Origin of the sequence: Myroides sp. (assembly GCF_032073645.1) — a bacterium.
Taxonomy (GTDB): domain Bacteria; phylum Bacteroidota; class Bacteroidia; order Flavobacteriales; family Flavobacteriaceae; genus Flavobacterium; species Flavobacterium odoratimimum.
The window spans coordinates 1-25,087 of the sequence record NZ_DAMANB010000026.1 but is presented as its reverse complement, the minus strand read 5'-3'; the positions used below and the strand labels follow the sequence as shown (position 1 = coordinate 25,087).

The 25,087-nt window shown below is 34.0% G+C and carries 21 protein-coding genes and 1 tRNA gene; 4 read left to right on the top strand and 18 right to left on the bottom strand.

What is annotated here, in order from left to right; all coding sequences use genetic code 11:
- Positions 1–7 precede the first annotated feature (7 nt).
- Positions 8–80: transfer RNA gene (locus RT228_RS15770), tRNA-Lys, on the bottom strand.
- A gap of 129 nt (positions 81–209) precedes the next feature.
- Between RT228_RS15770 and RT228_RS15765 the strand changes: the two genes are divergently transcribed.
- A complete protein-coding gene (locus tag RT228_RS15765) occupies positions 210–728 on the top strand; it encodes a shikimate kinase (protein ID WP_006264370.1) in 519 nt (172 codons plus the stop codon).
- Here RT228_RS15765 and RT228_RS15760 read toward each other — a convergent pair.
- The 3 genes from RT228_RS15760 to RT228_RS15750 are packed head-to-tail and all read right to left on the bottom strand — an operon-like array spanning position 725 to position 2,232.
- Entirely contained in the window at positions 725–1,222 is a 498-nt protein-coding gene (locus RT228_RS15760) for a phosphoribosyltransferase family protein (protein WP_006261908.1), read from the bottom strand. The genes RT228_RS15765 and RT228_RS15760 overlap by 4 nt on opposite strands.
- On the bottom strand, positions 1,215–1,799 hold the full coding sequence (locus RT228_RS15755) for a hypothetical protein (protein ID WP_016648848.1): 585 nt from the start codon (positions 1,797–1,799) through the stop codon (positions 1,215–1,217). The genes RT228_RS15760 and RT228_RS15755 overlap by 8 nt, the downstream gene beginning before the upstream one ends.
- Entirely contained in the window at positions 1,792–2,232 is a 441-nt protein-coding gene (locus RT228_RS15750) for an RNA-binding S4 domain-containing protein (RefSeq protein WP_006261910.1), read from the bottom strand. The genes RT228_RS15755 and RT228_RS15750 overlap by 8 nt, the downstream gene beginning before the upstream one ends.
- A gap of 80 nt (positions 2,233–2,312) precedes the next feature.
- Between RT228_RS15750 and RT228_RS15745 the strand changes: the two genes are divergently transcribed.
- Entirely contained in the window at positions 2,313–3,491 is a 1,179-nt protein-coding gene (locus RT228_RS15745) for an EF-hand domain-containing protein (RefSeq protein WP_286435473.1), read from the top strand.
- Positions 3,492–3,625: 134 nt separating this feature from the next.
- Here RT228_RS15745 and RT228_RS15740 read toward each other — a convergent pair whose 3' ends face one another.
- The 5 genes from RT228_RS15740 to RT228_RS15720 all read right to left on the bottom strand — a co-directional run bounded on the left by RT228_RS15740 (position 3,626) and on the right by RT228_RS15720 (position 12,773).
- Complete coding sequence (locus RT228_RS15740) at positions 3,626–4,588, bottom strand: transketolase family protein (RefSeq protein WP_006261912.1); 963 nt, start codon at positions 4,586–4,588, stop codon at positions 3,626–3,628.
- Positions 4,589–4,609: 21 nt separating this feature from the next.
- A complete protein-coding gene (locus tag RT228_RS15735) occupies positions 4,610–5,461 on the bottom strand; it encodes a transketolase (RefSeq protein WP_006258784.1) in 852 nt (283 codons plus the stop codon).
- 189 nt (positions 5,462–5,650) lie between these two features.
- On the bottom strand, positions 5,651–8,116 hold the full coding sequence (locus tag RT228_RS15730) for a phosphocholine-specific phospholipase C (protein ID WP_131540155.1): 2,466 nt from the start codon (positions 8,114–8,116) through the stop codon (positions 5,651–5,653).
- Between the two features lie 5 nt (positions 8,117–8,121).
- On the bottom strand, positions 8,122–9,594 hold the full coding sequence (locus RT228_RS15725; RefSeq protein WP_313138765.1) for a SusD/RagB family nutrient-binding outer membrane lipoprotein: 1,473 nt from the start codon (positions 9,592–9,594) through the stop codon (positions 8,122–8,124).
- Between the two features lie 11 nt (positions 9,595–9,605).
- Complete coding sequence (locus tag RT228_RS15720) at positions 9,606–12,773, bottom strand: SusC/RagA family TonB-linked outer membrane protein (RefSeq protein ID WP_131540157.1); 3,168 nt, start codon at positions 12,771–12,773, stop codon at positions 9,606–9,608.
- 249 nt (positions 12,774–13,022) lie between these two features.
- Here RT228_RS15720 and RT228_RS15715 point away from each other — a divergent pair, with 249 nt between their 5' ends.
- Positions 13,023–13,808 carry an ABC transporter ATP-binding protein gene (locus RT228_RS15715; protein ID WP_006258788.1) on the top strand — a complete coding sequence of 262 codons (786 nt, stop codon included), beginning with the start codon at positions 13,023–13,025 and terminating at the stop codon, positions 13,806–13,808.
- On the opposite strand, the gene RT228_RS15710 is transcribed toward RT228_RS15715, so the two are convergent.
- From RT228_RS15710 to RT228_RS15700, 3 genes are all read right to left on the bottom strand, one after another.
- On the bottom strand, positions 13,792–14,796 hold the full coding sequence (locus RT228_RS15710; RefSeq protein WP_006258789.1) for a cation diffusion facilitator family transporter: 1,005 nt from the start codon (positions 14,794–14,796) through the stop codon (positions 13,792–13,794). The genes RT228_RS15715 and RT228_RS15710 overlap by 17 nt on opposite strands.
- Positions 14,797–14,807: 11 nt before the next feature.
- Positions 14,808–15,377: a pseudouridine synthase gene (locus RT228_RS15705; RefSeq protein WP_006258790.1), complete on the bottom strand. Its 570-nt coding sequence runs from the start codon at positions 15,375–15,377 to the stop codon at positions 14,808–14,810.
- Positions 15,378–15,481: 104 nt separating this feature from the next.
- On the bottom strand, positions 15,482–16,309 hold the full coding sequence (locus tag RT228_RS15700; RefSeq protein ID WP_131540159.1) for an alpha/beta hydrolase: 828 nt from the start codon (positions 16,307–16,309) through the stop codon (positions 15,482–15,484).
- Positions 16,310–17,147: 838 nt separating this feature from the next.
- Here RT228_RS15700 and pepT point away from each other — a divergent pair.
- Positions 17,148–18,392, top strand: a complete 1,245-nt coding sequence (gene pepT / locus RT228_RS15695) for a peptidase T (RefSeq protein ID WP_313138764.1) — start codon at positions 17,148–17,150, stop codon at positions 18,390–18,392.
- A gap of 77 nt (positions 18,393–18,469) precedes the next feature.
- On the opposite strand, the gene RT228_RS15690 is transcribed toward pepT, so the two are convergent.
- The 6 genes from RT228_RS15690 to RT228_RS15665 form a co-directional block, all read right to left on the bottom strand.
- Positions 18,470–19,558, bottom strand: a complete 1,089-nt coding sequence (locus tag RT228_RS15690; protein ID WP_025125250.1) for a toxic anion resistance protein — start codon at positions 19,556–19,558, stop codon at positions 18,470–18,472.
- A gap of 9 nt (positions 19,559–19,567) precedes the next feature.
- A complete protein-coding gene (locus RT228_RS15685; protein WP_073145723.1) occupies positions 19,568–20,326 on the bottom strand; it encodes a hypothetical protein in 759 nt (252 codons plus the stop codon).
- Positions 20,326–21,117 carry a hypothetical protein gene (locus RT228_RS15680; protein WP_006264383.1) on the bottom strand — a complete coding sequence of 264 codons (792 nt, stop codon included), beginning with the start codon at positions 21,115–21,117 and terminating at the stop codon, positions 20,326–20,328. Before RT228_RS15680 ends, RT228_RS15685 begins: the two co-directional genes overlap by 1 nt.
- A gap of 180 nt (positions 21,118–21,297) precedes the next feature.
- Complete coding sequence (rpsA, locus tag RT228_RS15675) at positions 21,298–23,052, bottom strand: 30S ribosomal protein S1 (protein WP_006258796.1); 1,755 nt, start codon at positions 23,050–23,052, stop codon at positions 21,298–21,300.
- 266 nt (positions 23,053–23,318) lie between these two features.
- Positions 23,319–24,341 (bottom strand): EamA family transporter, encoded by a 1,023-nt coding sequence (locus RT228_RS15670; RefSeq protein WP_006258797.1) that lies wholly within the window; start codon positions 24,339–24,341, stop codon positions 23,319–23,321.
- A gap of 2 nt (positions 24,342–24,343) precedes the next feature.
- On the bottom strand, positions 24,344–24,820 hold the full coding sequence (locus tag RT228_RS15665) for an Lrp/AsnC family transcriptional regulator (RefSeq protein ID WP_006261921.1): 477 nt from the start codon (positions 24,818–24,820) through the stop codon (positions 24,344–24,346).
- Positions 24,821–25,087 lie beyond the last annotated feature (267 nt).

Sequence of the window (25,087 nt, the reverse complement as noted above, 5' to 3'; positions counted from 1 at the left end):
TTCTTAGTGACCCGACTGGGGCTCGAACCCAGGACCCCAACATTAAAAGTGTTGTGCTCTACCAACTGAGCTATCGAGTCGTTATTTCAATTCCTGATTGCGGGTGCAAATATAGAAGCTTTTTTTAAAAATCCGACACATATTTGTTTTATTTTTGACTTTTATTTTTCAATTCATCCTAACACTCTAATAAACAACCCCTTGTTTTTATGAAAAAAATTATTCTTTTAGGCTATATGGGTTCTGGTAAATCAACTATTGGTAAAATACTGGCAGAACAACTAAAACTAAACTTTATAGATTTAGACAACGAAATAGAGAAAAAACATCAAATATCGATTTCAACCCTGTTTGAAACGAAAGGAGAAATCTATTTTAGGAAGCAAGAACACCTATTATTACACGAGATAATAGATACTCAAGATAACTTTATTCTTAGCTTAGGTGGAGGAACACCATGCTATGCTAATAATCATTTAGCTCTACAGAGAGAGGATATCTCCTCATTCTATTTAAAAGGTTCTATTAAAACACTAGCAGATCGTCTAGAAAAAGAAAAAGAGCATCGTCCTCTTCTTAATCAGAATTCAGACGATACTCTTGAAATTTTCATTGCTAAGCATTTATTTGATCGTAGTTATTTCTACCATCAGGCTAAAACTATTATAGCTATAGATGATAAAACTCCTGAGCAAGTAACCCAAGACATCCTTAATCATCTTAATTAGCTTAAATAAGCATACTCTTCGTCTCCATCAAAGACAACCTGAATATGCTCTAATAATGATGTAGATAATGATATCCCTTTAAAGTCCGCTTTAACGGGATATTTTTTATGGTTACGGTCTACTAGTACCGCCGTTTTTAGTTTCTTTAATGGCACTTCTAAGAAATGCTTTACACCATATATTAATGTTGCTCCAGAATTTAACACGTCATCTACTAGTACAACACACTTATCAGTATAGACTGTACTATCTAATGAAGTCTCTATTGGATTAATCGGATTCTGTTTATCTATACGCACTTCACAAAGAATTACTTTTATAGAAGAAATCTCTTGTAATGCTTCACTGATCTTTTGAGCAAAAGTATATCCACTATTTGCTACACCAGCGATTACTATTTCATCCTCATCTATATAAGTCTCATAGATCTGATAAGCTATACGTTTAGTAGTAAACTTAATTTGCTCTTTAGTTAAAATGATTTTTTTAGTCATGTTGTTTATTAATTATAAAAAATAACTCTCTACCTGCTCTAGGCTTAATAGAGTTATGTGCTGTTTCTAAAACTTGTATATTGAACTTTTCCTTAAACAACTCTAAGTACTCTTCTTTATTACCACCAAAAGGAGGAGTCTCTTGATTAAAGTAACAATCAAATAATACCCCTACTAGCTTTCCTCCTGGTTTTAATAAGTCATGCATCTTCTCTACATAATCACTTCTCTTATTGATAGGCAACGAACAGAAGAATGTTTGCTCTATAATAAGGTCGTATTGCCCCTCATGTTCAAAGAAATCTTCTAAAATCACATCACCATAAGGAAAGTTATTCATCAAGCCATAAGCTTCTAATGCCCCTACAATAGTAAAGTCTAATCCACTAATATTAGTAAAATCATTTTCATATAAATACATCAACTCATGTCCATGTCCTATACCTGGTACTAAAATAGCTAAATCTTTCTTTGTCAATTGATCTATATATTCCTTAATAGGCGTAGTGATGCTTCCTGCATTCCATTGCGCCTCACTATTAGCATACTTCTTCTCCCAAAACTCTTTATCAAACATCCTCTTCCCTATCTTTAAAAGAATTATCTCTCTCTATACTATCTTCTCCTTCTATGATATCATCGTCTTCATAGTCGTGAAAATCATCTATATCTCTTCTATCTTTCTTAGTAGGACGTCCAGTCCCTTTAGCTCTATAATAGTCCTTCGATAACTTTAATAACTCTAAGTGCTCAAATGCCTCTGCAGGAGTCTCATCCTTGCGGTAAATATCAACTAACTTAGCTCCTACTCTATTAGCAGGTATATCTAATACTGTTAATTTATAAGTTATTTGATCTTTTCTCAATGTGATTTTATCCGTAGGGAAGACTTCTCTAGAGGCTTTAGCCGCTTGTCCATTCACTGTGATATGTCCCTTTTTACAAGCTTCCGTTGCTATATTTCTAGTTTTATAGTATCTAATACACCATAAATATTTATCAATTCGCATAATTTCGTATTAAATTTCTCTAACAAAGTACACAAAAATAAAGTAAAATTGTATCTTGCACTACTAAAATAAGTCAAAAAATGAATAGATTATTTACAGTTTTAGGTCTTGCTTTTCTAGGACTAACAGCTGCCAATTGTAATAAAGATGACGGTAATGGTGGAAATGAAGTTGTAAACCTAAGAGACCGTAAAGAAGTTCGTGATGAAAATGCAAAGCAAATAGAAGAGTTCTTAGCTAAAAACTACTTGATTATTGAAGGAGATAATATTCGTTTTGATAGTATTAGTAATCCTAATAAACCTAATCCTAATGTAGTACCTCTTAAAGATGATAAAAGAATCAAAATAGAGCAACAAATCATTACATCTGACAACTACGAATACGAAGCTGTTAGAAACCCTAATGGTACTACTTCTTTAAAGTTTTCTAAACCTAAAGACGAATTAGAATATACTATTGCTTATTTTATTGTTCCTGATGCTGATGGAAACAAACAAGAAGGAAAAGGTGATTATATCTCTACTATAGATTCTGTGTTTGTAAAGACAAAATCTTACTCTCTAAAGAATGAATCTTTTGACAATAATGGAAGTATAGGTAATTATTACTCATTCCCTATCACATTACAGGAGTTCGCTCTTATGTCACAAGGTAATTATGGTCTTATACCTGCTCAGTTAAAAACAGCAGAAAGACAACTATTAACTAAAGTAAAAACAGCTACTGGTATACAATTAGGTGATAATGGTATCCCTACTTATGAAAAAGGATCAGCAGGTAGAATTATTGCTTTTATCCCATCAGGAGTAGGATATTTCAATGCTGGATTCGGGTCTAAACTTAAAGCATACCAACCACATATCATCGATATGACGCTTGTAGCGAAAAGAGAGCGTGATCACGATGGGGATGGTATCCTTTCAAAATATGAAGCGAAACAAGTAATCGAAAAATCATCAGAACTAGGAAGAGCACTTACAGATGATGAGATACGTGCACTTAAATTAACGATTAAAGATTACTTTGACTTTGATACAGATGGTGACGGTGTACCTAACTTCTTAGACGATGACGATGATGGTGATGGTGTACTTACTAAAACTGAATTACAGTATAAAGACAAAAACAACAAAAAAGCATATTACCAATACTATGACCCTATTCTAAAAACTTGTTCTAATGTATTTAGATACCTAGACAGAGCATGTTTCCCAGATCAAAAAGATGGTGAGGTAATTTGGCCTACTAAAAAATAACAAATAAGATTATATACAAAGAGGTAGATTGATTCTACCTCTTTTTTTTGTCCTACTCCACTCATTATACTACTATACAAAAAAAACCTGCTTGATTGCTCAAGCAGGTTTTTATATATTAGATATACTCTTAATTATCTTTTGAATTTACGGTTGATTACTAACTGTGCTTTCTCAACGATAGCTGCAGCGTTTAAACCATATTTTTCCATTAATTGCTCTGGAGTACCAGATTCACCGAAAGTATCTTGTACAGCTACAAATTCTTGTGGTAATGGGTTATTTAAAGCTAATACTCTAGATACGCTTTCTCCTAGACCTCCTAAGAAGTTGTGCTCTTCAGCAGTAACTATACATCCTGTTTTTGCTACAGATTTTAAGATAGCCTCTTCATCAAGAGGTTTGATAGTATGGATATTGATTACCTCAGCAGAGATTCCTTTTGCTTCTAACTCTTCAGCAGCGATTAAAGCTTCCCATACTAAGTGTCCTGTAGCTACGATAGTCACATCTGTACCCTCGTTTAACATAACAGCTTTACCGATAACAAACTTCTCATCAGCAGGCATAAAGTTAGGCACTACTGGACGTCCAAATCTTAAATAAACAGGTCCATCATACTCAGCAATAGCTAAAGTAGCCGCTTTGGTTTGGTTGTAATCACATGTATTGATTACAGTCATATTAGGCAACATCTTCATTAATCCGATATCTTCTAAGATTTGGTGAGTAGCACCATCTTCACCTAGTGTTAATCCAGCGTGAGAAGCACATATCTTCACATTCTTCTCAGAGTATGCTACAGACTGACGAATTTGATCATAAACACGTCCTGTAGAGAAGTTAGCAAAAGTTCCTGTAAAAGGAATTTTACCTCCGATAGTCATACCTGCAGCTAATCCAATCATATTCGCTTCAGCAATTCCTACTTGAAAGAAACGCTCTGGGTGATTCTTTTTAAAATCATCCATTTTTAACGAACCGATTAAGTCAGCACATAATGCTACTACATTCTCATTCTTTTGTCCTAATTCAGTAAGTCCTGCACCGAATCCTGAACGTGTATCTTTACTTCCTGTATTTGTATATTTTTTCATTTTTGATTCAATTTAAGTGGATTAATAATCTCCGAATGATGTTTCTGGATTTTGTTTTAAAGCTTCTTCTAATTGTGCATCACTAGGAGCTTTACCATGCCATGCATGTGTATTCATCATGAAGTCTACTCCATTACCCATTTCTGTTTTTAACAATACACATACAGGTTTTCCTTTACCTGTTTTAGCTTTTGCTAATTCATATCCAGCTACGATTGAATCAATATCATTTCCTTTCTCTATCTCTATAACCTCCCAATCAAATGCTTCAAACTTAGCTTTCATAGAACCTAAATTTAATACATCATCAGTTGGTCCGTCGATTTGTTTTCCGTTTAAATCTACAGTAGCGATTACATTATCCACCTTCTTAGCAGATGCATACATAATAGCTTCCCAGTTTTGTCCTTCTTGTAACTCACCATCTCCCATTAAAACATAAACAAGGTGATTATCCTTATTTAATTTTTTAGCTTGAGCTGCTCCTACTGCTACTGAAAGTCCTTGTCCTAATGAACCTGACGCCATACGCACTCCTGGTAATCTATCATGAGTACATGGATGTCCTTGTAAACGCGTATTGATTTTTCTGAAAGTAGCTAATTCACTTACTGGAAAATATCCACTGCGTGACAATACGCTATAAAATACTGGTGAAATATGTCCATTAGATAAGAAGAAGATATCCTCCTCTGTTCCGTCCATATTAAACCCTTCTTTTCTATCCATTAACTTTTGATACAAAGTCACTAAAAACTCTGCACATCCTAAAGATCCTCCTGGGTGTCCAGAACTTACAGCATGTACCATTCTAAGAATATCTCTTCTTACTTGAGTAGTTAACTCTGTTAATTGTTGTGTGTTTGGTTTCATTATTTTTTCAATAAATATTTACACACAAATATAAGATTATTTTACGGTAATCACTGTCTTTTTAAAACACTAAATAGTTCATAAATCTTTACCGTAAGAAGTCTTCTTATAAAACTCTTTATGAATACTTATTTAAAACAAAAAAAGGAGACCTTATCAGTCTCCTCTTCTATCTCATATAGATTGCTGTTATTTAGACAGACTTGCCATAAATGGATCCGTTATACTTGATTGACCATTTTCGATATGACCGGCATAATGTTGCTTCCACTCTTTATCTTCTTTACAACTTATCATTAAATCATACCAACCATTTGATCCAGTATAATCCCATTTAAGTAACTCTTCTTTATTAGGAGACAACTCTATAATCATTGCCTTTTTCAGATATAAACTATTGTCTAAAGCAACATTTACAGTATCCATACCATTGTTTTTTAATTTCACAGAGATACTTAAATCTGTGTGTAAAAGAACCTCAACATAAATATCTAAATTCTTTTTACTTCCCTTAAAGCTTCTAAAGAACCCATTAGGTCCATGTACATTATAGTGATACTGTTCTCCATCTTCTACCTTCCAGTAATAATCCATTGGTTCATTATCTCTAACCGCAAAGTCCCAAATGCCTCTTGACTGATTACCACCTATCATATCATATACTTGTACAGGAGCTGCATACACCTTATTCTTTAACTGATTAGACTCAACCGTGAAATCCATTTGTAACTGCGTTTTACTTCCTGCCAGTTTCACATTTGCATTCAGGTTATAAGGTAAAGCACATGCCTTCTTTATTCCTTCTTCTTGTTTAGGAAATTTGGATAACAGTGTCCAATGTTTAGCCCCTAATACCTCTTTTTTTGTAAACGCATTAAAGTCTCCAGGTACTTTCTTCTCTTTTGCATTCATGATTCTAGCGATGTAATCCTTGCGATCTACGAAATCTAAGTTTACCTCTCTTAGGTCACGCTCAGATTGGAATACACTCGTCATATTACCACACACCTCTCTTCTCCAGCTAGATATATTCTCTTCGATAACTTGTTTACCAGTCTTTTTTTCGATAAAATATTCTAAGAACTGTATCGTAGAGGTCAAGTCTAACACCTCTGAGTTTACCCAGCCTCCTCTAGTCCAAGGCGAGGCTATAATCATAGGCACTCTATACCCTAATCCTATCGGGCTAGCTAATTGACTATCAGGTTTACCTGTTCTTACTCTTTCTTGTTCTTTAGTGACCCACTCATCTTGTGTATCCATTCCCTTAGCCACTTTTCCCATCGTCTTATCAGTCGTTAGTGGGGGCACAAAAGGAGCAATATGATCAAAATAACCATCATTCTCATCGTATGTCAACACAAATATAGTCTTCTTCCACACCTCTGGGTTCTTCGTTAAGATATCTATCGCTTCTGATAAGTACCACGCCCCAAACCAAGGCGCTGAAGGATGATCAGAAAAATTACACGGTGCAACTAACCAACTTACCATAGGCAACTTATTTTCATCTACATCCTTTCTAAACTGATAAAAGATATCCCCCTTAGGCACCTCCATTGTTTTCTCCACGCCTCTCTCCATATAGGTCATCTCCTCTAGCTTGTGATAATCTGGATCACTTGTATTAGTAGTAAATGCCTTCTTGTGAATAGCTTTATCAAATTCGCTTAATGCTTCAAATTTAGAAGGAGAGTATAGAACAATATCTTTTTCTAGCTGTTGTATCTTACTTTCTACTTCTTGTATTTTATCTTTAGCGAGAGTCTTGTCACTCAAGCTTCCCTTTAGTCTCTCCAACTCTAATACCATATAGTCATAATGAGCCTTGTGAAAACGCACATTATATTGCTTATAGAACTCTAAATTATTATCTGTAAAATTCGCTAACCAACTCTCTGCATGCCAATCAAATCCTACAGGAATACTTAATTCATTCTGATATACTCTCCACGACACATTCGCTTTTTCTAATCGTTCTGGGTAAGTAGTCCAGCTGACATCTTTATAGTTTATCTGTCCATTATCCACATGAGCTATAGAGTTGGGATCTCTTGGTTTCTCGCGAATAGCCCCAGCCCAAAAATAAGATCGATTAGCACTAGTACCTGTCAAAGAAGAACAAAAGTGTTGATCACATACTGTAAAGGCATCTGCTAGAGCATAATAAAAGGGAATATCTGCCCGCGAGAAATATCCCATCGTCAGAGGTAAATCCTTATACTCAGCATTTCCTGGTCGTTTAGCTATCAGCCAATTATCCATTTTACCTTCGTTACGAGCCTCTACCATATCCTTCCAACTATGTGGTAAGCCTCCCATCCAAGTCACCTTAGTATTCTCAATATCAAGTCTAAAAGGGCTATAAATATTTTTATGAATATCTGACTGAAACCAAACAGGCAGACCATCCTTAAGCTTCATCGCTCTAGGATCATTAAATCCTCTTACCCCTTTTAAAGTCCCAAAACAATGATCAAAAGATCTATTCTCTTGCATTAAGAAAACAATATGTTCTGCATCTAAGAACGTAGATCCTTCAGGAGCTTTGATATCAAATGCTCTCTGAATAGATGCAGGCATAGCCTCTGCGAAAAAGAGTCCACTTGAAAATAAAGCGGATTTCTTTATAAAATCTCTTCTTGTTGTACTCATATACCTTATTTTAACCACCAAGTGATACCGCGGATATTATCAGCTCCACCGAATTGGCTATTTAATGCTTCTTCTAATTTAGCCTGATTTCTATTGTATTCTGTTTGTGGATATAGCCATCTTGTAGGAGGTGTTATTCCTTCTTGTATTTTAAACTCAGGATATCCTGTACGCAAATGGTCGTAATAAATCGTCCAATTCGATTGGTGAAACATAGTAATATACTTCTGAGTCAAAATCTGTTTTAATTGCACATTTAAACTTCCTGTTTGATACTTCACCTTAGACTGATTTATATAATTGATAAAAGCTTCTTTTGTATAATAACTAGCCATTCCCTTCGCATACGTATTATAGAAATTAAAGTTTGCCTCTATCGCTTTATTATAAAAATCAGCTGCACTACCTCCTATCCAGTTACGCGCTACAGCCTCAGCTAATATAAACTGCAACTCAGAATAGCTCAATATAGAAGTAGGCTCGTTAGTAGGATCTAAATAATAACGACTTTTGATTTTAGATATATTCTTGGTTTGCACTAACTTTTCATTCTCTGCATAAGGCACTGTAGGATCCCCTCCATTATATCCACTAAAATCTGTAATAGGCAAACCTTTTTCTAATGCTGTTGACGTTTGTTGTGCAAAAGCAAATAACCTAGGATCTTTTAAATCTTGTAGTAAATTAATAAATGTTCCTGACATATACATGCTTGATCCATAAGAACTTGAATTAAACTGGGGATAGCGACTACCTGCTTGATCGAAATACATAAGTTGTCCACTATCTGCATTACTTTCTAATAGGTTTCCTGCGTTATATATTTTTGCAAATTGTTCTGCTACTTGAATCGTACCAACTGTTTTTTTCTTAGATAAACTCATCAATACCTTTAATTGATATGAGTTTATTAACTTTTTCCATTTATCAGTATTTCCTCCATAGATTATATCTCCTTTAATAGAGGGTTTGTTTTGAATCATAGAGGCTGCTAATTCCAATTCTTTTAAAACCCCTACAAAAACATCCTCTTGTTTATCATACTTAGGGAAAGGAACTTTCTTCTCTCCTAATAAGGCTTCTGAGTAAGGTACATCACCGAAGGTAATCGCTAATTCATAAAAGAACCTAGCTTTAAGAAAATGACCTACCGCTATATATTCTTCCTTATTGGTACGTTTCGCTTCATCCATCATTTTTTGTACTTGTAACAACTCCTGATACGCTGAAAAACTAGAACTATTCCACTTAAAGTATTGACTAGTATTCTCTCCATCCGTCTGAATAATCATTCTAGAAGCATACTCTTTGCTAATTCCATTTAATGCAAAAGCTGACTTACTTACTTTGGGCAATAGTAAATAAGGATCTGCCTCTTTTACTCGGTTAGGGTCTTCGCTTAATTTATCTAAATCTTGACAACTCCCCATTGATATAATTACTAGAGCTAATGCAGCTATTTTTATATATTTTTTCATTTGTATCAGTATTAAAATTTAATATTCACTCCTAAACCTACCCATCTCGTTGATGGATCTTGAATATCATTAGAAGTAGTGATTTCGTAATCTGGATCAGAATAAAGTCCTTTTGATTTTTTCCATATCAATAAGTTATACCCTGTTAAAGAAGCAGATAACTGAGTAATTTTCTTAGATTTAATCATCTCTGTAAAGTCATAAGAGATAGCCAATGTTCTTAGCTTAAAATACGTTCGATCAAATACGTTCGCAAATAGTTTATTCTCTTTCTCTGTTACTCGAGCACGATAAGGATAATTCTGTGCCCAACTTTGCCAACTTACTGCTCCTGTATGCTTTTGGAACTGACGTGTATCAGATACTACATTGCCATTTACATCTGTAATTAATTCTCCAGATACTATATTTACTCCTTCTGGTACATAAATAGGTTTACCTGTAGCATACTCCTGATCTCTATATTGGGTTGATTTAGGATGTTTTCCTCCCCACCACATTTTTTCTACCACTTGAGAGCGAGTAACTCCTCCCCATATTCCATCTATACCAATATTTACATTCCACTTTTTATACTTAAAGTTATTATTCCACCCTAAAGTCCATTTAGGATCGAAGTTTCCTAGTTTAGTAGCTTGCTTATTCCCTGTTGGCATTCCTGTTTTAGCATCTAAGATTACTTGACCATCTGGAGCTTTCATCCATTCTATATCGTAATAAGAATCTGCTCTATCGTTCAATTTTAAATTTCCGTATTTAGCAGCGCCTCCATGTATCTTAGTAATTCTTCGTTCTCTTGTACTCCAATTTATAGTAGAGTTCCATTGAAAATCATCTTTTTTAATCACGGCTCCTGATAGACTAAGTTCCCATCCTTTAGTAGTATATTCATTTCCGTTAAGCAGCATATTATCAAAGCCTGAAGCTTCTGATACTGGGAATTTAATTAAGAAGTTAGAATCCAATACTCTATAATAAGTCAAATCAAAGTTTAGTCGTTTATTAAAGAAAGCAGATGACAATCCTAGTTCAAAAGATTTAGATTTCTCTGGTAGAAGACTTAAATCTAATATAGAGTTAGGATATGATACCATAGGATTACCATTAAATGAAGGCGTTACTGGAGAATAAGCTGACTGCAACTGGTAAGGATCTAAGTCACTTGATACCTGAGCCCATGAAGTATATAGTTTTAAATAATCTACTTGTTTTGGCATTTCTATCAGATTAGATAACAATACACTCAAAGAAGTAGAAGGGTAAAAATATGACCTATTTTCTTTTATTAAACTTGATGACCAGTCATTTCTAGCGGCAAATGTAAAGAAGAACGAGTTAAAGAAATCTAACTCTACAGTACCATATACACTATTTACAGCTTTCTTTTCTAGACGATTCTCTGCTGTCACAGGACCTGTAGAATTCCCTAGATTATATACCCCTGGTACTGTTAATCCATCTGCTGCAGAATAACTTCTGTTGTACTGACTATATCTAGACGCTGCCCCAGCATTGACATCTATACTCATATAGTCAGTTAGATCCTTCGTATACATCGCTAAGAAATCATATTCTAGTTTTAAGTCTTTAATATTATTGATACTAAAACCACCTTCTCTACTAGCGCTGTAATTAAAGTAAGATTTAGGACTCTGTAACTCTTCTTTATTGCTTGATGATACTACAGAAGCTCTTCCTTGAAACTTCAGGTCATCCGTAGCATCATATCTTAGCGCCATCTGTCCTGTCACAATATCTTTATTCCAAATTCTCTTAAAATTTTCAACCCCAAACCAAGGGTTATTATACCACGCATAATTCCAGTTCGCTTGGCGATATCCTTCCATACCAGGTACCCACAGATTATTCTTTAAGTCTCTACCACTTACATCTGACCCCAGCCATATTAGGACAGTATACATATGCCCACTCGGATTATAGTCATAATTAGGAATATTAGGAGAATAGATATTTGCATAAGTAAGTTTGGCATCTAACGCTAGTTTCTCTGTTAATTGAGTTGTTGATTTAAAAGAAAGGTTACCTCTGTATAAACTCGTATTCGGTACACGATCTTTATTATAGTTAAACTCTCCTCCTAGTCGATAAGATGTTTTCTCCCCTCTGTTGGCAACAGAAAAGCTTGTTCTTGAGTTCACTCCTGTCTCTAGAAATTCTTTTAAGTTATCGTGATATTCCCATGCGATAGGTACACGTTCATACCTAGACTTATCATTATACATTGTTCCTTCAACATTTCCATACCAATTAATTACTTGTCCTGTTTGCTTATCACGAATAGGGCTATTCCATTGGGCTATTTTTAACCCTGGTGTAAACTTAGGCCCCCAGTTCATATCTCCATCACTAATACCACCGTCTTTTCCATCCCAGAATTCATATTTACCATCTGATCCGTTACCATACTCTTTTTGTGTTTTTGGATAGACTGTAAATCCTGCACTTATCATCGTGTTCTGTGTAAGCGTCACTTCTAGTCCTTCTTTTTTAGCTCCTTTAGTTGTGATAAGGATAGCACCATTACGCCCACGAGACCCGTATAGAGCAGAAGCACTTGTTCCTTTCAGTACATTAATATCTGCTATATCTTCTGGTGCTATATCATAAAAATCTGTATCTACAGGGATATTATCTACGATGACTAAAGGAGTTTTTCCCCTAAGAGAGAACTTAGGTCCTTGTAATAGTCCAGGAGCATTAGACACCTGAAGTCCTGACACCTGTCCTGATAATAAACTTCCCATATTAGGAGTAGCTACTTCTTGAGTTCTAGCTACATCTACTTTTTGTGTAGAATATCCTACTTTTTTTTCAGCTTTACTGATACCTAAAGCAGTAATAATAACCTCGTCTAAAGAAGAGCCTTCTGGGTCTAGAGCCACCTTTATACTCTGTTGTACACCCACAGGTACTTCTTTATTATTATATCCGATGAATGAAAATACGAGTACATCTGTGTCTAATACTTCTATCTTAAAAGTACCATCTAAATCAGTACTAGTTCCGTCTGTTTTATTTTTGATATAAACAGATGCGCCAGGTAGAGAAATACCTGATTCATCCACTACACTTCCTTGAAGTGTACGCTTTTCTTGAGCATAAGTAAGGGTTATACAAAAGAATTGGACAATAATTCCAAAAAGTAGTTTTTGTTTCATTTGATCGTGTTATTATTATGTACTCAAATCTAGACTAGCCATTTTATCTAAATATTAACACAACACTAACTAATCACTATATTCTCATTTTCAAAATGATAGAATTGAAATAATCACTTAACCATAAAGAAACAATATCATAAAAAACGTCACTCTATCTTAACCTCAAGAGTATGTCTAAACATATTACTTTCATAATACAGTTCATTTAACTACATTTAATTTTTCTTATTCTAGTATATATAACACATGAACACACCTATTTTAAAAACACAAGAACTGAGTATAGGGTACCCACTAAAGAAAGGACATTATAAAATAGTTCAGCAACACCTAAACATTGAATTAAAGCCAGGTACACTGACTTCTCTTTTAGGAATTAATGGAATAGGAAAATCCACTTTATTAAGAACACTATCTGCTAACCAACAGATAATAAGTGGAAAAATACAATTATTAGGAGAAGAGCTACACACTTACAGCAACTCTAAATTAGCGACCATCATCAGTATAGTACTAACAGAGAAAATACCAGTCTCTGAACTAACAGTAAGAGAATTAATACAGATAGGAAGAACTCCTTATCTAAATCATTATAGTACCTTAACCGACAAGGACTATACACTAATAAATAGAGCTATAGAACTAACAGATATACAAGAGCTAGTCGATAGGAATATGAGCCAACTCAGTGATGGGCAGTTACAACGTGTGCTCATCGCTAGAGCCATCGCTCAGGATACACCTATCATTATCTTAGACGAACCTACTAATCACTTAGACTTGCATCATAAAGTAGCCCTGTTTAAACTACTGCGAAAGTTAGCCCATGAAGAACAAAAAGCTATTCTATTCTCTTGTCATGACATGGATTTGGCCATCGCTTTTAGCGATGATATCATTGTACTCAAAAAAGATTCGAATACACAGGGAGAAACTGACACACTAATAGAACAAGGGGTCTTCGACAACTTCTTCGAAGATGATAATCTTAGCTTTGATAGAACACAAAAGCGTTTTATCCTTGCGGAGTAGTTGAGCTATTATGTCTCTTATTCTTAGAGATATTCTCTATCGTCCATTCTATCTGATGTTCAAATTCGGCCTGACGATAAGCACAATTCTCCACTTTACAGATCACACATGAGAAGGGCTTACAGTCATCCATGTGAACGAATAACTCCATATCTGCTCCGAACTTCTCGATTATCTCCTGTTCTAATTGTTCTACCTCTTTATGTCCTTCGACGATATTAAAATACCATGGTATGGTCATATGACAGTCAAAGTGTAATACTGCTCCATACTTAATAATACGTAGATTATGAAGATCTATCCAATTGGCTCTGCGGTGTTCTTGTAGATATTCTACAACTTCTTTTAACAAAAGTTCATCCGTTTCGTCCATTATACCAGATATCGCACCACGTACAATCTTGTATCCCGTGACAATAATGATCCCTGCAAATAATAATGCAACACCACTATCTAACCATCCATATCCCGTAAAATAAAGTAAAATCAAACCGATAATAATACCTATAGTAGAATAGGTATCTGACTGAAGATGTCTACCACTCGCTACTAAAGCAAGTGACTTATTCGTTTTTCCTTTTTTAATAGCGTACCAACCTAGAATATAGTTTACTACTGCTGTTATCGCTACAAGGATAATTCCGTAATCTAGTTGTCCTACAGGTTGTGGGTGTAGTAAATTACGTACTGCTTCGAAGATAATCACTAGCCCTGCTAGAATAATCATTCCCCCTTCTACAGTGGCTGAGATAAACTCTACCTTTCCATGCCCATAAGGGTGATTTCTATCTCGAGGTAATGCTGATAAATATAAACTATATAGTCCTACAAAGCCACTAATCACATTAATAACACTTTCTAAGGCATCTGTCAATATAGCTACTGAATGCGTTAAAGACCAAGCAAGTATTTTAATAACAAATAATAATACTCCTACTATGGCTACTATCTTCTGAAATTGATAATTCTCTTTTGCTTTAGTATTCATACTGGCTTAGATTATAATTGATCTACTTCTTTTACTTCTCCTACTTGCATCCCCTCTAATGATATCTCTCCGATGCGCACACGCACTAATCTTAGTGTCGCATGTCCCACATGAGCTGTCATCTTTCTTACTTGTCTAAACTTACCTTCTGTTAGGACTATACGTACCCAACTCGTAGGACCATGTCTCTCATCTCTAATGCGTCTGCCTACTCCTACCCACTCCGGTAATTGTTCTAATCGTTCTGCTACACAAGGTTTAGTTAAGTATTTCTCTCCTTTTACCCCGATAAGCACTCCATTTCTCATTTGTTCTACAGCCTCTTCTGAGATAACACCATCTACCTGCGCATAATACTCCTTTTCATAATGTGCTCCTCTTACGCGCTCACTAGTCATCCCGTCTGTAGTCAAAAACAGCAATCCCTCAGAATTCTCATCTAATCTACCGATAGCCATAGTCCCTTCTGGAAAATCATATAACTCTCCTAACTTATGCTTGGTTCTCTTCTTCTCGTATATGAATTGGCTGATATAACCATGTGGTTTATATAACAAAAAATGTCTATGTGTAGATTCCATTATTAATGTCTCTATGGGGATTTATTCTGCGGACAAAGTTAGTTATTAAATAGAGTATGATTATTAGGATTCGATTATAATTTATTTCGAATGTGCTATCTCTCTTATTTACTTTCTACTACAGTATTCATATTATTCATAAAGGTATCTATAGCCTTAATATATCGCTCTCCATGTGTGGCATCAGACAACGCCTGAAATCCCTGAAGATGAGCCCCTTTATACAATACGACTTCACTCTTAGCATTCAAAAACTTAGCTCGATAGCTATCATTAGGAGACGTCAGTCCATCCCTATCTCCTGCAAAATATAAGACTGGTAAGGTCAGCTTACTCAACGCTAACTCATACTGTGCTGCACTGCTAGGCAATGTGTACTCTTTCTCTAAAAACTGTTTTAACTTACTAATGATATCCTGCGGACTAGATACAAACCCTTCTGCTATCAAGAAATCAAACTTCAAATCGGTATATAATAGTGTACTAGCTATCGTACCCATAGAAAGAGCCCAAACACCTACTGGCTGCTCAAATCTCTTCTGACTATACTCTACTACTGCTTTTAAGTCTGTGACAAATTCGTCATAGTACAGCTGTGTCTCTATCATATCGAATGCCTGACTCTCTCCATATCCTCTATAATCAAACATCACGACAGTATACCCATGCTTCGCTACTTCTAAGACTTGTCTTACATAATAAGACATATTGCCTGCATCGCCATAGGCTAATACCAAGACTTTCTTTAAGTCCTTATCCTTAGGCGGAAAACAAATCCAAGATTTCAATTTATAATCATCCTTCGTTACAATCTCTAAGGCTTCAAAATTCACTGTCGAATTAGCAGGATGATCCACATACTCCCTCAACGGCTCTACTGCCCAAGACATATAACTGATTAATACTAAAAATATAGATAGAATAATTCTCATCTCAACTCTTATTTTGTTTCTTCACTCAAATATACAATTTTACAATAGTCTGACGCCATTAAACTTACTTTCTAACAATAAGTTCCTAACCTCCTTTCCCTTCTTCTAAATTTCAATAGTACAGATATTCTAAAAAAGACGCATTTATTTTTTTGTTATTTAGGATAAAAGAGAGTATAAAAAGCTTCTATTTCAGAAAATTTACTCCGTTTTTTTTATAATTGACTCCTTTTAGCCATTTTATAAGCCCATTATTGAAAAAAATACCTTCTTTTTTTATTTACTCAAAAAACACAACGTACTAATAAACAACAAATTAACCTCTTTTAATAAATTTACAACAAATTTAAACCTAGTTATAAACCCAACAAATACGGACTATACAGCCAGATCCTTCGACAATACATGGACAATAAGTCGAGTTTAATGGAGCTAGAGGCACTTTTGTCCAACAAACCTCCTTTTATATTCCTCGTATTCTCCACTCACTTGGTACTATATTGCATTATATAAATACCCGTCCCTTCTTGATAGATTTACAACAAGCCACAGATATATAAATAAAATATTACTGTTATATCTAAGTATCAATACTATAAATCATCTCCAATAGAAAACATCAATTCACCTAGAATACAGATCAACTAGCAAATAAAAAGAGCTGTTTATCAATTTCAATGAACAAATTCAAAAAGGAGGGTTTTAATACAATGTCCGTAAATCCTTTAAAGCCAAACTCTTTTACTTCCTCTAGTTTATCTTTTTAATAATACCCTAGTGATAATCCTTCTAATCAACTTTTAATTATTATTTTTGTTACACTAAAATATTATACATTATGCAACATATCATTGACCGTTTCATCAGTTATGTAACTGTTGATACTGAATCTGATTCATCTTCAAATACTTGTCCAAGTACTGAGAAACAATGGGATTTAGCTAACAAATTAGTTGAAGAGTTAAAACAAATAGGTCTAGAAGACGTAACTATCGATGAGAACGCTTACATCATGGCTACATTACCTAGTAATGTAGATCACGAAGTGCCTACTATCGGGTTTATCGCACACTTCGATACTTCTCCTGACTTTAGTGGTGCTAATGTTAAACCTCAAATCGTAGAAAACTATGATGGTGGTGATATCGTATTAAACGAAGAGTTAAACGTTGTTTTATCTCCGTCTTACTTTAAAGACCTTCTTCAATATAAAGGACAAACAATCATCACTACTGATGGTACTACTTTATTAGGAGCTGATGATAAAGCAGGGATCACAGAGATCGTATCTGCTATGGAATATCTAATCCAACATCCAGAAATCAAACATGGTAAAATCCGTATCGGATTTACACCTGATGAAGAGATCGGAAGAGGAGCACACTTATTTGACGTTAAAAAATTCGGTGCTGAGTGGGCATATACTATGGATGGTAGCCAAATCGGTGAATTAGAATACGAAAACTTCAATGCTGGGTATGCTAAACTTACTTTTAATGGTAAAAGTGTTCACCCAGGATATGCTAAAGGTAAGATGGTTAACTCTATCTTATTAGCAAACAAATTTATGTCTAAATTACCTAAAGATGAAGTTCCTCAAAAAACAACAGGTTATGAAGGATTCTTCCACGTACATACGGTAACAGGTAGTATAGAAGAGTCTGTGGTAGAGCTAATCATCCGTGACCACAACCTTAAAAAATATGAGAAACGCAAAAAGCTTGTGGCTAAATTAGCAGATAAGTTTAATAAAAAACATGCTAAGAAATTCGGTGGACCTATCGTTAACTGCGAAATCGGTGACCAATACTTCAATATGCGTGAGAAGGTAGAACCTGTGATACATATCGTAGATATCGCTGAGGAAGCTATGAAGCAATTAGATATCAAGCCATTAATCAAAGCTATTCGTGGTGGTACTGATGGTTCTCAACTTTCTTATATGGGATTACCATGTCCTAATATCTTCGCTGGAGGGCATAACTTCCACGGAAAATATGAGTATGTACCAGTAGAAAGCATCGTTAAAGCAACACAAGTAATCGTTAAGATCGCTGAGCTTACTGCTGCTAAAGGAAAATAATTCTTATTTGACTATATAAAAAAAGGAGATTCATCAGAATCTCCTTTTTTTATATCTATCATTTATAACATTTTATACTACTTTACAGTATCACTATTTCCTAGCAAATGTTTCTTTAATTCATTCTCTTGTTCTCTTAACTCCACTTCTACAGCACGTCTCTTTTCTTTTCCTTCTTCTTGAATACGTACAATATCATCAATAGTTCTAATAATATCAGAGTTAACCTTGCGAATAGTCTCTATATCTACGATACCTCTCTCTGTCTCCTGTGCGATCTGAACGGTAGAATCTCTAAGCAACTCACTATTGCGACTCAATAATTCATTAGTAGCATCTGTCACAGCACGTTGTGCTCCTAGTGCCTGCTGTGAACGAGCTATACCAAGTGTCAAGACCATCTGATTCTTCCATAGCGGAATAGTGTTTACAATACTTGATTGTAACTTCTCCATCAGCATCAAGCTATTGTTCTGTACCATTCTGATCTGTGGAGAAGACTGAAGAACAACCATTCTAGTCAACTTTAAATCATGTACCTTTCGGTCAAATCGAATTACTTGTTGTTCTAAATCTTTATACTCTTGTATCTTCGCTGGATCATTATCCTTCTCCGCTTCAGCTTTTAATTGTGGTAATTCTACTGTATTTAATTCTTTTAGTTTCTCTTCTCCAGCTGCTATATATAAAGACAACTCATTAAAGTAATTCTTATTCTCTTCAAACAGCTTATCAAACATCGCTACATCTTTCATCATAATCTTATAATGACGTTCTAGCTGAAGTTCTATAGCATTGATATTGGTTTCTACTTTACTATACTGGGTCTGAAGACGTGCTATCTTTTTCTTAAATGAATCAAACATTGGGAATAAGCTTTTCTTATTCGCAATACCTTCAAAAGACTTCACTTCTTCTTTTAAATTGACTAATACACTAGAAGTTTCTCCTAAATCCTTCGTCTGTACTTGTTTTAATATTTCTGTAGCAAAAGTACTTGCTTTTAACTGACTATTAGCTCCATACTGTATCACCTGAGTTGTATTACTTAAGTCAATACTTTTCTTATATGATTCGATTTGTTTTAGTTCTTGTGGCGTGAACTCTACATTCACTGAAGGTGCTAATACGTTCTCATCACGCATTTGTTGAATATCTTTTTCCATAACTTCTTTTTATAATAAACCTCTATTTTTTAGATCTTGTATATAGACTTCAGAATCTACATCTATGGTTAAATGGTTAAATCTCGTTTTATTACTTAATTCATTTTCGAATGCACTAATAACACTAAGAAGAGTTGTTCTTATTTTACTTTCAGCTAATCGAATAATATCATTATCTAATTTGGACAATTCTATCTGATGATACTGTTGTAACATATTCTCTATAGAGTAAGCATGTCGTTCAATAAACAATTCACTAATATGCTTATTATCTTTAGTAATAGATTTAGTCAACTGAATCATACTAGCTATACTCCCTCTTACTTCTTGTTGTCTAATTTCTTGTTGCCAAACTACTAAATGCTCTATAAAATCACTAACAGACAATACTTCTGATATTTTCTTTCTACGCATAAAGTCTAAGTAATCATACTCTGTATTCCATCTTATTTTAATAATAGACTTAAGGTGTACTCTCCTCAAAAATTCTTTTAAATACATAGCGATAACCAATGCACCACTCAAAAGAATAGCAAACAACAAAACATCTACTCTACCAGAGTCCTTATAGAAGAGATATAGAAAATAACCTCCTACATATAAACCACTCCATAAAATACTAGCTATAATTAAGTTCTTAATCTTACCTACTACTCCCATATAAAGCATAGCCAACGGAGGTAATACAAAAGGAAAGAGAATAGCTAAATAACTAAGCCACCCTACTTTTAACTCCCAATTTTTAGATTGATGTGTAAACCATCCCATTATAACAATCCTTTTCCTTTTAATACTGATAAATAAACTGAAGCTTCTCCGTCTACTGTTAAAACTTGAGTCTCTATGATTTTAGATAGCTCATTCTCTAATGCAATTCGTGCATATTTAACTAAGTTTTCTAACTTAGATATAGATTGCTTTACATCGTTATTTATATGATAGCTATTATTCAACTCTATATACTGAATTAAAGCATTCTCTATGGTAGACACATGACGCTCTAACAGCAAATCAGTACTAGCTGATTCTTTTAGTACTATAACGTCTATTAAGCGAAGAATCTCATCTATCTCATAAACTATACTAGGATTAGATATCTGTCTTCTAAACGTCCTTAAATTAGCCATAAAAGACTCTTTTAATGACTCTGAAGACTGTACATCTTCCAGCTGTTCCATGATTACATAATAATTGTATTCTTTGTTCTTCTCTAACTTAATATAATTTTTTAAATCTAACCTTTGCAGATACTCAGGTAAGTATAATGCTAAATAAACTACATAAATATAAAAGCTTATATAATTCAACGTTAACAATGAAACAGGGCTTTCTCCTGCCAAATAAACAAATAAGGCAATCAATAAAACTAGTAAATAAACAAGTGAAATCAAGAATGAGGTCTTAATCCAACGTGTAATCTTTACTTGATAGCCAAATATCATTACTACTAAAGGAGTAAGGACTCCTAAACTTAAAAAGCTAATAATACCTACAGTACCTAATAGTACAAGTCCTTCTCTTATTTCCCAAGTCTTATTTCGGTTAGTAAACCACCCCATTTATATTTGTTTAATAGATATTTTAAAGATATTAAAATATTCTATAATACTCAATAAATTACACTTAAGCAGTTACAAGATTATAAAGTAAATTCATAAAAGAAATGACATACTTGAGTTTACTGCATAAAAAAAGCCCCAACATAAATGTTAGGGCTTTTGAAATTTATAGGTTAGGAATTATTTTCCTTTCTCCATTCTTTCTTTTAATTCAGCTAAAGCGTCGATATCACCTAAAGTTGTTTTCTCTGCAGAGTTATTTGCAGTTTCAACAGCTTTTACGTTTTTCTCTTCTTCTTCACGGAAGATAGAAGTGTGAGAAGCAACTACTCTTTTGAATTCTTTGTTGAACTCAATAATTTTGAATTCAGCAGTTTCACCTTTTTTCAACTTTTTACCGTCTTCTTTTTCTAAGTGACGAGTTGGGATGAAAGCTACAACATCATCTTCGAATACTACAGTAGCACCTTTGTCAACTAATTCAGAGATTTCTCCTGAATGTACAGTTCCAACAGCGTAAGCATCTTCGTATTTATCCCAAGGATTAGCAGTAGTTTGTTTGTGTCCTAAAGATAATTTACGTCCTTCAACGTCTAACTCTAATACAACTACGTCTAATTTATCTCCTACGTTTACAAACTCAGATGGGTGTTTGATTTTCTTAGTCCAAGATAAGTCAGAGATGTAAATTAATCCATCAATTCCTTCTTCTAATTCTACAAATACACCGAAGTTAGTAAAGTTACGAACGATACCATTATGTTTAGAACCTACAGGGTACTTAGAAGTGATATCAGTCCAAGGGTCTTGAGTTAATTGTTTGATACCTAAAGACATTTTTCTCTCTTCTCTATCAAGAGTTAAGATAACTGCCTCTACTTCGTCTCCTACTTTAACGAAATCTTGAGCTGATCTTAAGTGAGTAGACCAAGACATTTCAGAAACGTGTATTAAACCTTCAACACCTTCAGCAACTTCGATGAAAGCACCGTAATCAGCTAAAACAACTACTTTACCTTTAACTTTGTCACCAACGTTTAAGTTAGCATCTAAAGCATCCCATGGGTGAGCGTATAATTGTTTTAAACCTAATTGGATTCTTGTTTTCTCATCATCAAAGTCTAAGATAACAACGTTTAATTTTTGGTCTAATTCTAATACTTCACTTGGGTGGTTAATTCTTGACCAAGATAAGTCAGTGATGTGGATTAATCCATCTACACCTCCTAAGTCAATGAATACACCGTAAGAAGTGATGTTTTTAACAACACCTTCTAACACTTGACCTTTTTGTAATTGACCGATAATTTCTTTCTTTTGAACTTCGATATCAGCCTCGATAAGTGCTTTGTGAGATACAACAACGTTTTTGAATTCGTGGTTAATTTTAACTACTTTGAATTCCATTGTTTTGTTCACGTATTGATCGTAATCACGGATTGGTTTAACGTCAATTTGAGAACCTGGTAAGAATGCTTCGATTCCGAATACGTCAACGATCATACCACCTTTAGTTCTACATTTAACGAATCCATTAACAATCTCTCCAGACTCGTGAGCAGCAATAACTCTATCCCAAGCTTTGATTGTACGAGCTTTTCTGTGAGATAATACTAATTGTCCGTATTTATCTTCTCTTACGTCGATTAATACTTCAACTTTGTCTCCAACTTTTAAGTTTGGATTGTAACGGAACTCGTTTAAAGAAATAACACCTTCAGATTTAGCGTTGATATCAACGATAGCGTCTCTGTCAGTAATTCTAACTACAACTCCTTCTACTACTTCTTCGTCATCAGTAGAAATAAAAGTTTTTTCTACTAGGCTTTCGAATTCTTTTAATTGAGTCTCTTCAACTGCATCGATACCATTTTCGTAGTTTTCCCAGTTAAAATCCTTTAAGAACTCTTCTTGTGTTTTAATATTTTCAGACATTTCTGATAAAAATTTGTATTCTAGATTTTATAAGTTTCTATATATCAGAATAAAATACTAGAAGTTGTTTAACATTTAAAATAAACACCCTTAGCGAAACTTCTCTGAACTAAAAGCGGTGCAAAAGTATAACTTTATATTATATATACAACTATATAATAACATAATTTTATTATTAATAGCTTGCTAATCAATCCCATTATAGAACAAAAAAGGTCTATGCTATAAGCAATAGACCTTAATTATATATTAAAAGAATTAAATTCCTAATTAGTCATGTTTAACTTCTCGTTATCACTAGTTGAAGCTTTAGCTTTTTTATTAAATATCTTAATAAACTTACTATTCTTATATAAGTCCCAGTTCATTAAACCTACACTTAATAATACAACTACTAAGCCTCCAATTTGTAAACTAGTGATAATATCATCTGTAAAGAAATAGCTCAATGCCACAGCTACAACAGGATTAACATAAGCATAAGTACTAACCTCTACTACTGGTCTATTCTGAATTAGCCAAATATAAGAGCCAAAAGCTAAAATAGAACCAAAAGTTATTAGATATCCTAATGAAAACCATCCTGACACAGACACTTCTATAGGATCAAATGCAGCAAACTCTCCATTTAATAATGCTACTAAACAAAATAGCACACCTGCAGTAATCATCTGCCAAGACGTTTTAACCATAACATGAAGATCTTCTCCTTCATCAGTATTCTTATCTTTAGAATATTTCGAATACAATGATCCAGCTGTCCAAGCTATAGATCCTAAAATCAGCAATACCATACAGAAAATATTCAACAGACGTTGTGATTCATCACTAGCAATATTAATCTGTTCAGCAAATAACATAATCACACCAACAAAACCAAGAATCAAACCTAATACAGTTGGTATACTTGAAAAGTTATTCTTCCATTGAGGCTTATCCAATATGACAAACCATAAAGCTGCTGCTGCTGCCATAATAGCGGCAATACCACTAGATACATGTTGTTCTGCCCAAATCAAAGCCCCCATATCAATAAATAGTAATAAGAACCCAGTAATACATGCTTGCTTAACTACTTTCTTATTAAACAATTTATACCCTTTCATTTTACAGTAAGTCAATAAAAGAATACTTGCACTAAAGAAACGTAACGTTCCTAAAACAAAAGGTGTAAAATCACTTAATGCTTTGTGAATAAAAAAGAATGTTGATCCCCAAACAAAATATACAACGATATAAGCTGCAACAACAGTGCTTTTACTTGTGCTATTTGTACTAACTGCTCCCATAACTAATACTCTAACCTTTCTGGTATAATTAATTTATTTTCTTCTTTAACTGTTTGTAAAACTATAATTGTTCTAGTTGAAATAATTCCTTGAATTCTTGATAGTGAATTTCTCATTAAATGCACTAAAGCTAATGAATCTGTTGTGCGTACTTTAATCATATAACCATCATCACCTGCTATATCATGAACTTCTAAAACTTCTGGAATCTCTGCCAAGAGTCTCCCTGTTTCTTCATCTCCAATAATTTCATCAACTTTAATAAAAATAAAAGAAAGCATTTTTTGATCTAAAGCTTTAGGATTAACCTTTGCATGATAAGCTAATAGAACATCCTTATTCTCTAACTTCTTCACTCTTTCCAATACTGCAGAAGGAGCCATACCAAGTTCCTTTGCTATATCCGAATTATTAATTCTAGCATTATCCTGCATCATTCGCAGAATCTTTAAATCAATCTCATCTAACTTATACTCCATCATATCGTATTTAACGAGTGCAAAGATACATACAAAAAGAATTATATACAAACATTTTAAATAAATTTAGAATATAATTCGGTCAATTATTTTAATAACAGAATTATATACAAATAAAAAACAAAGAAATAGAATTGTGGGGAAGTAAAAAAAGATAATATACAAAAATAGAACAACATCTTGTCTGCAGAAACAAAATACGACTAACCCAAATAAACAAAAAATCCCCAACCTCATACGAGATTGGGGATTCTATAAAGAAAGGCG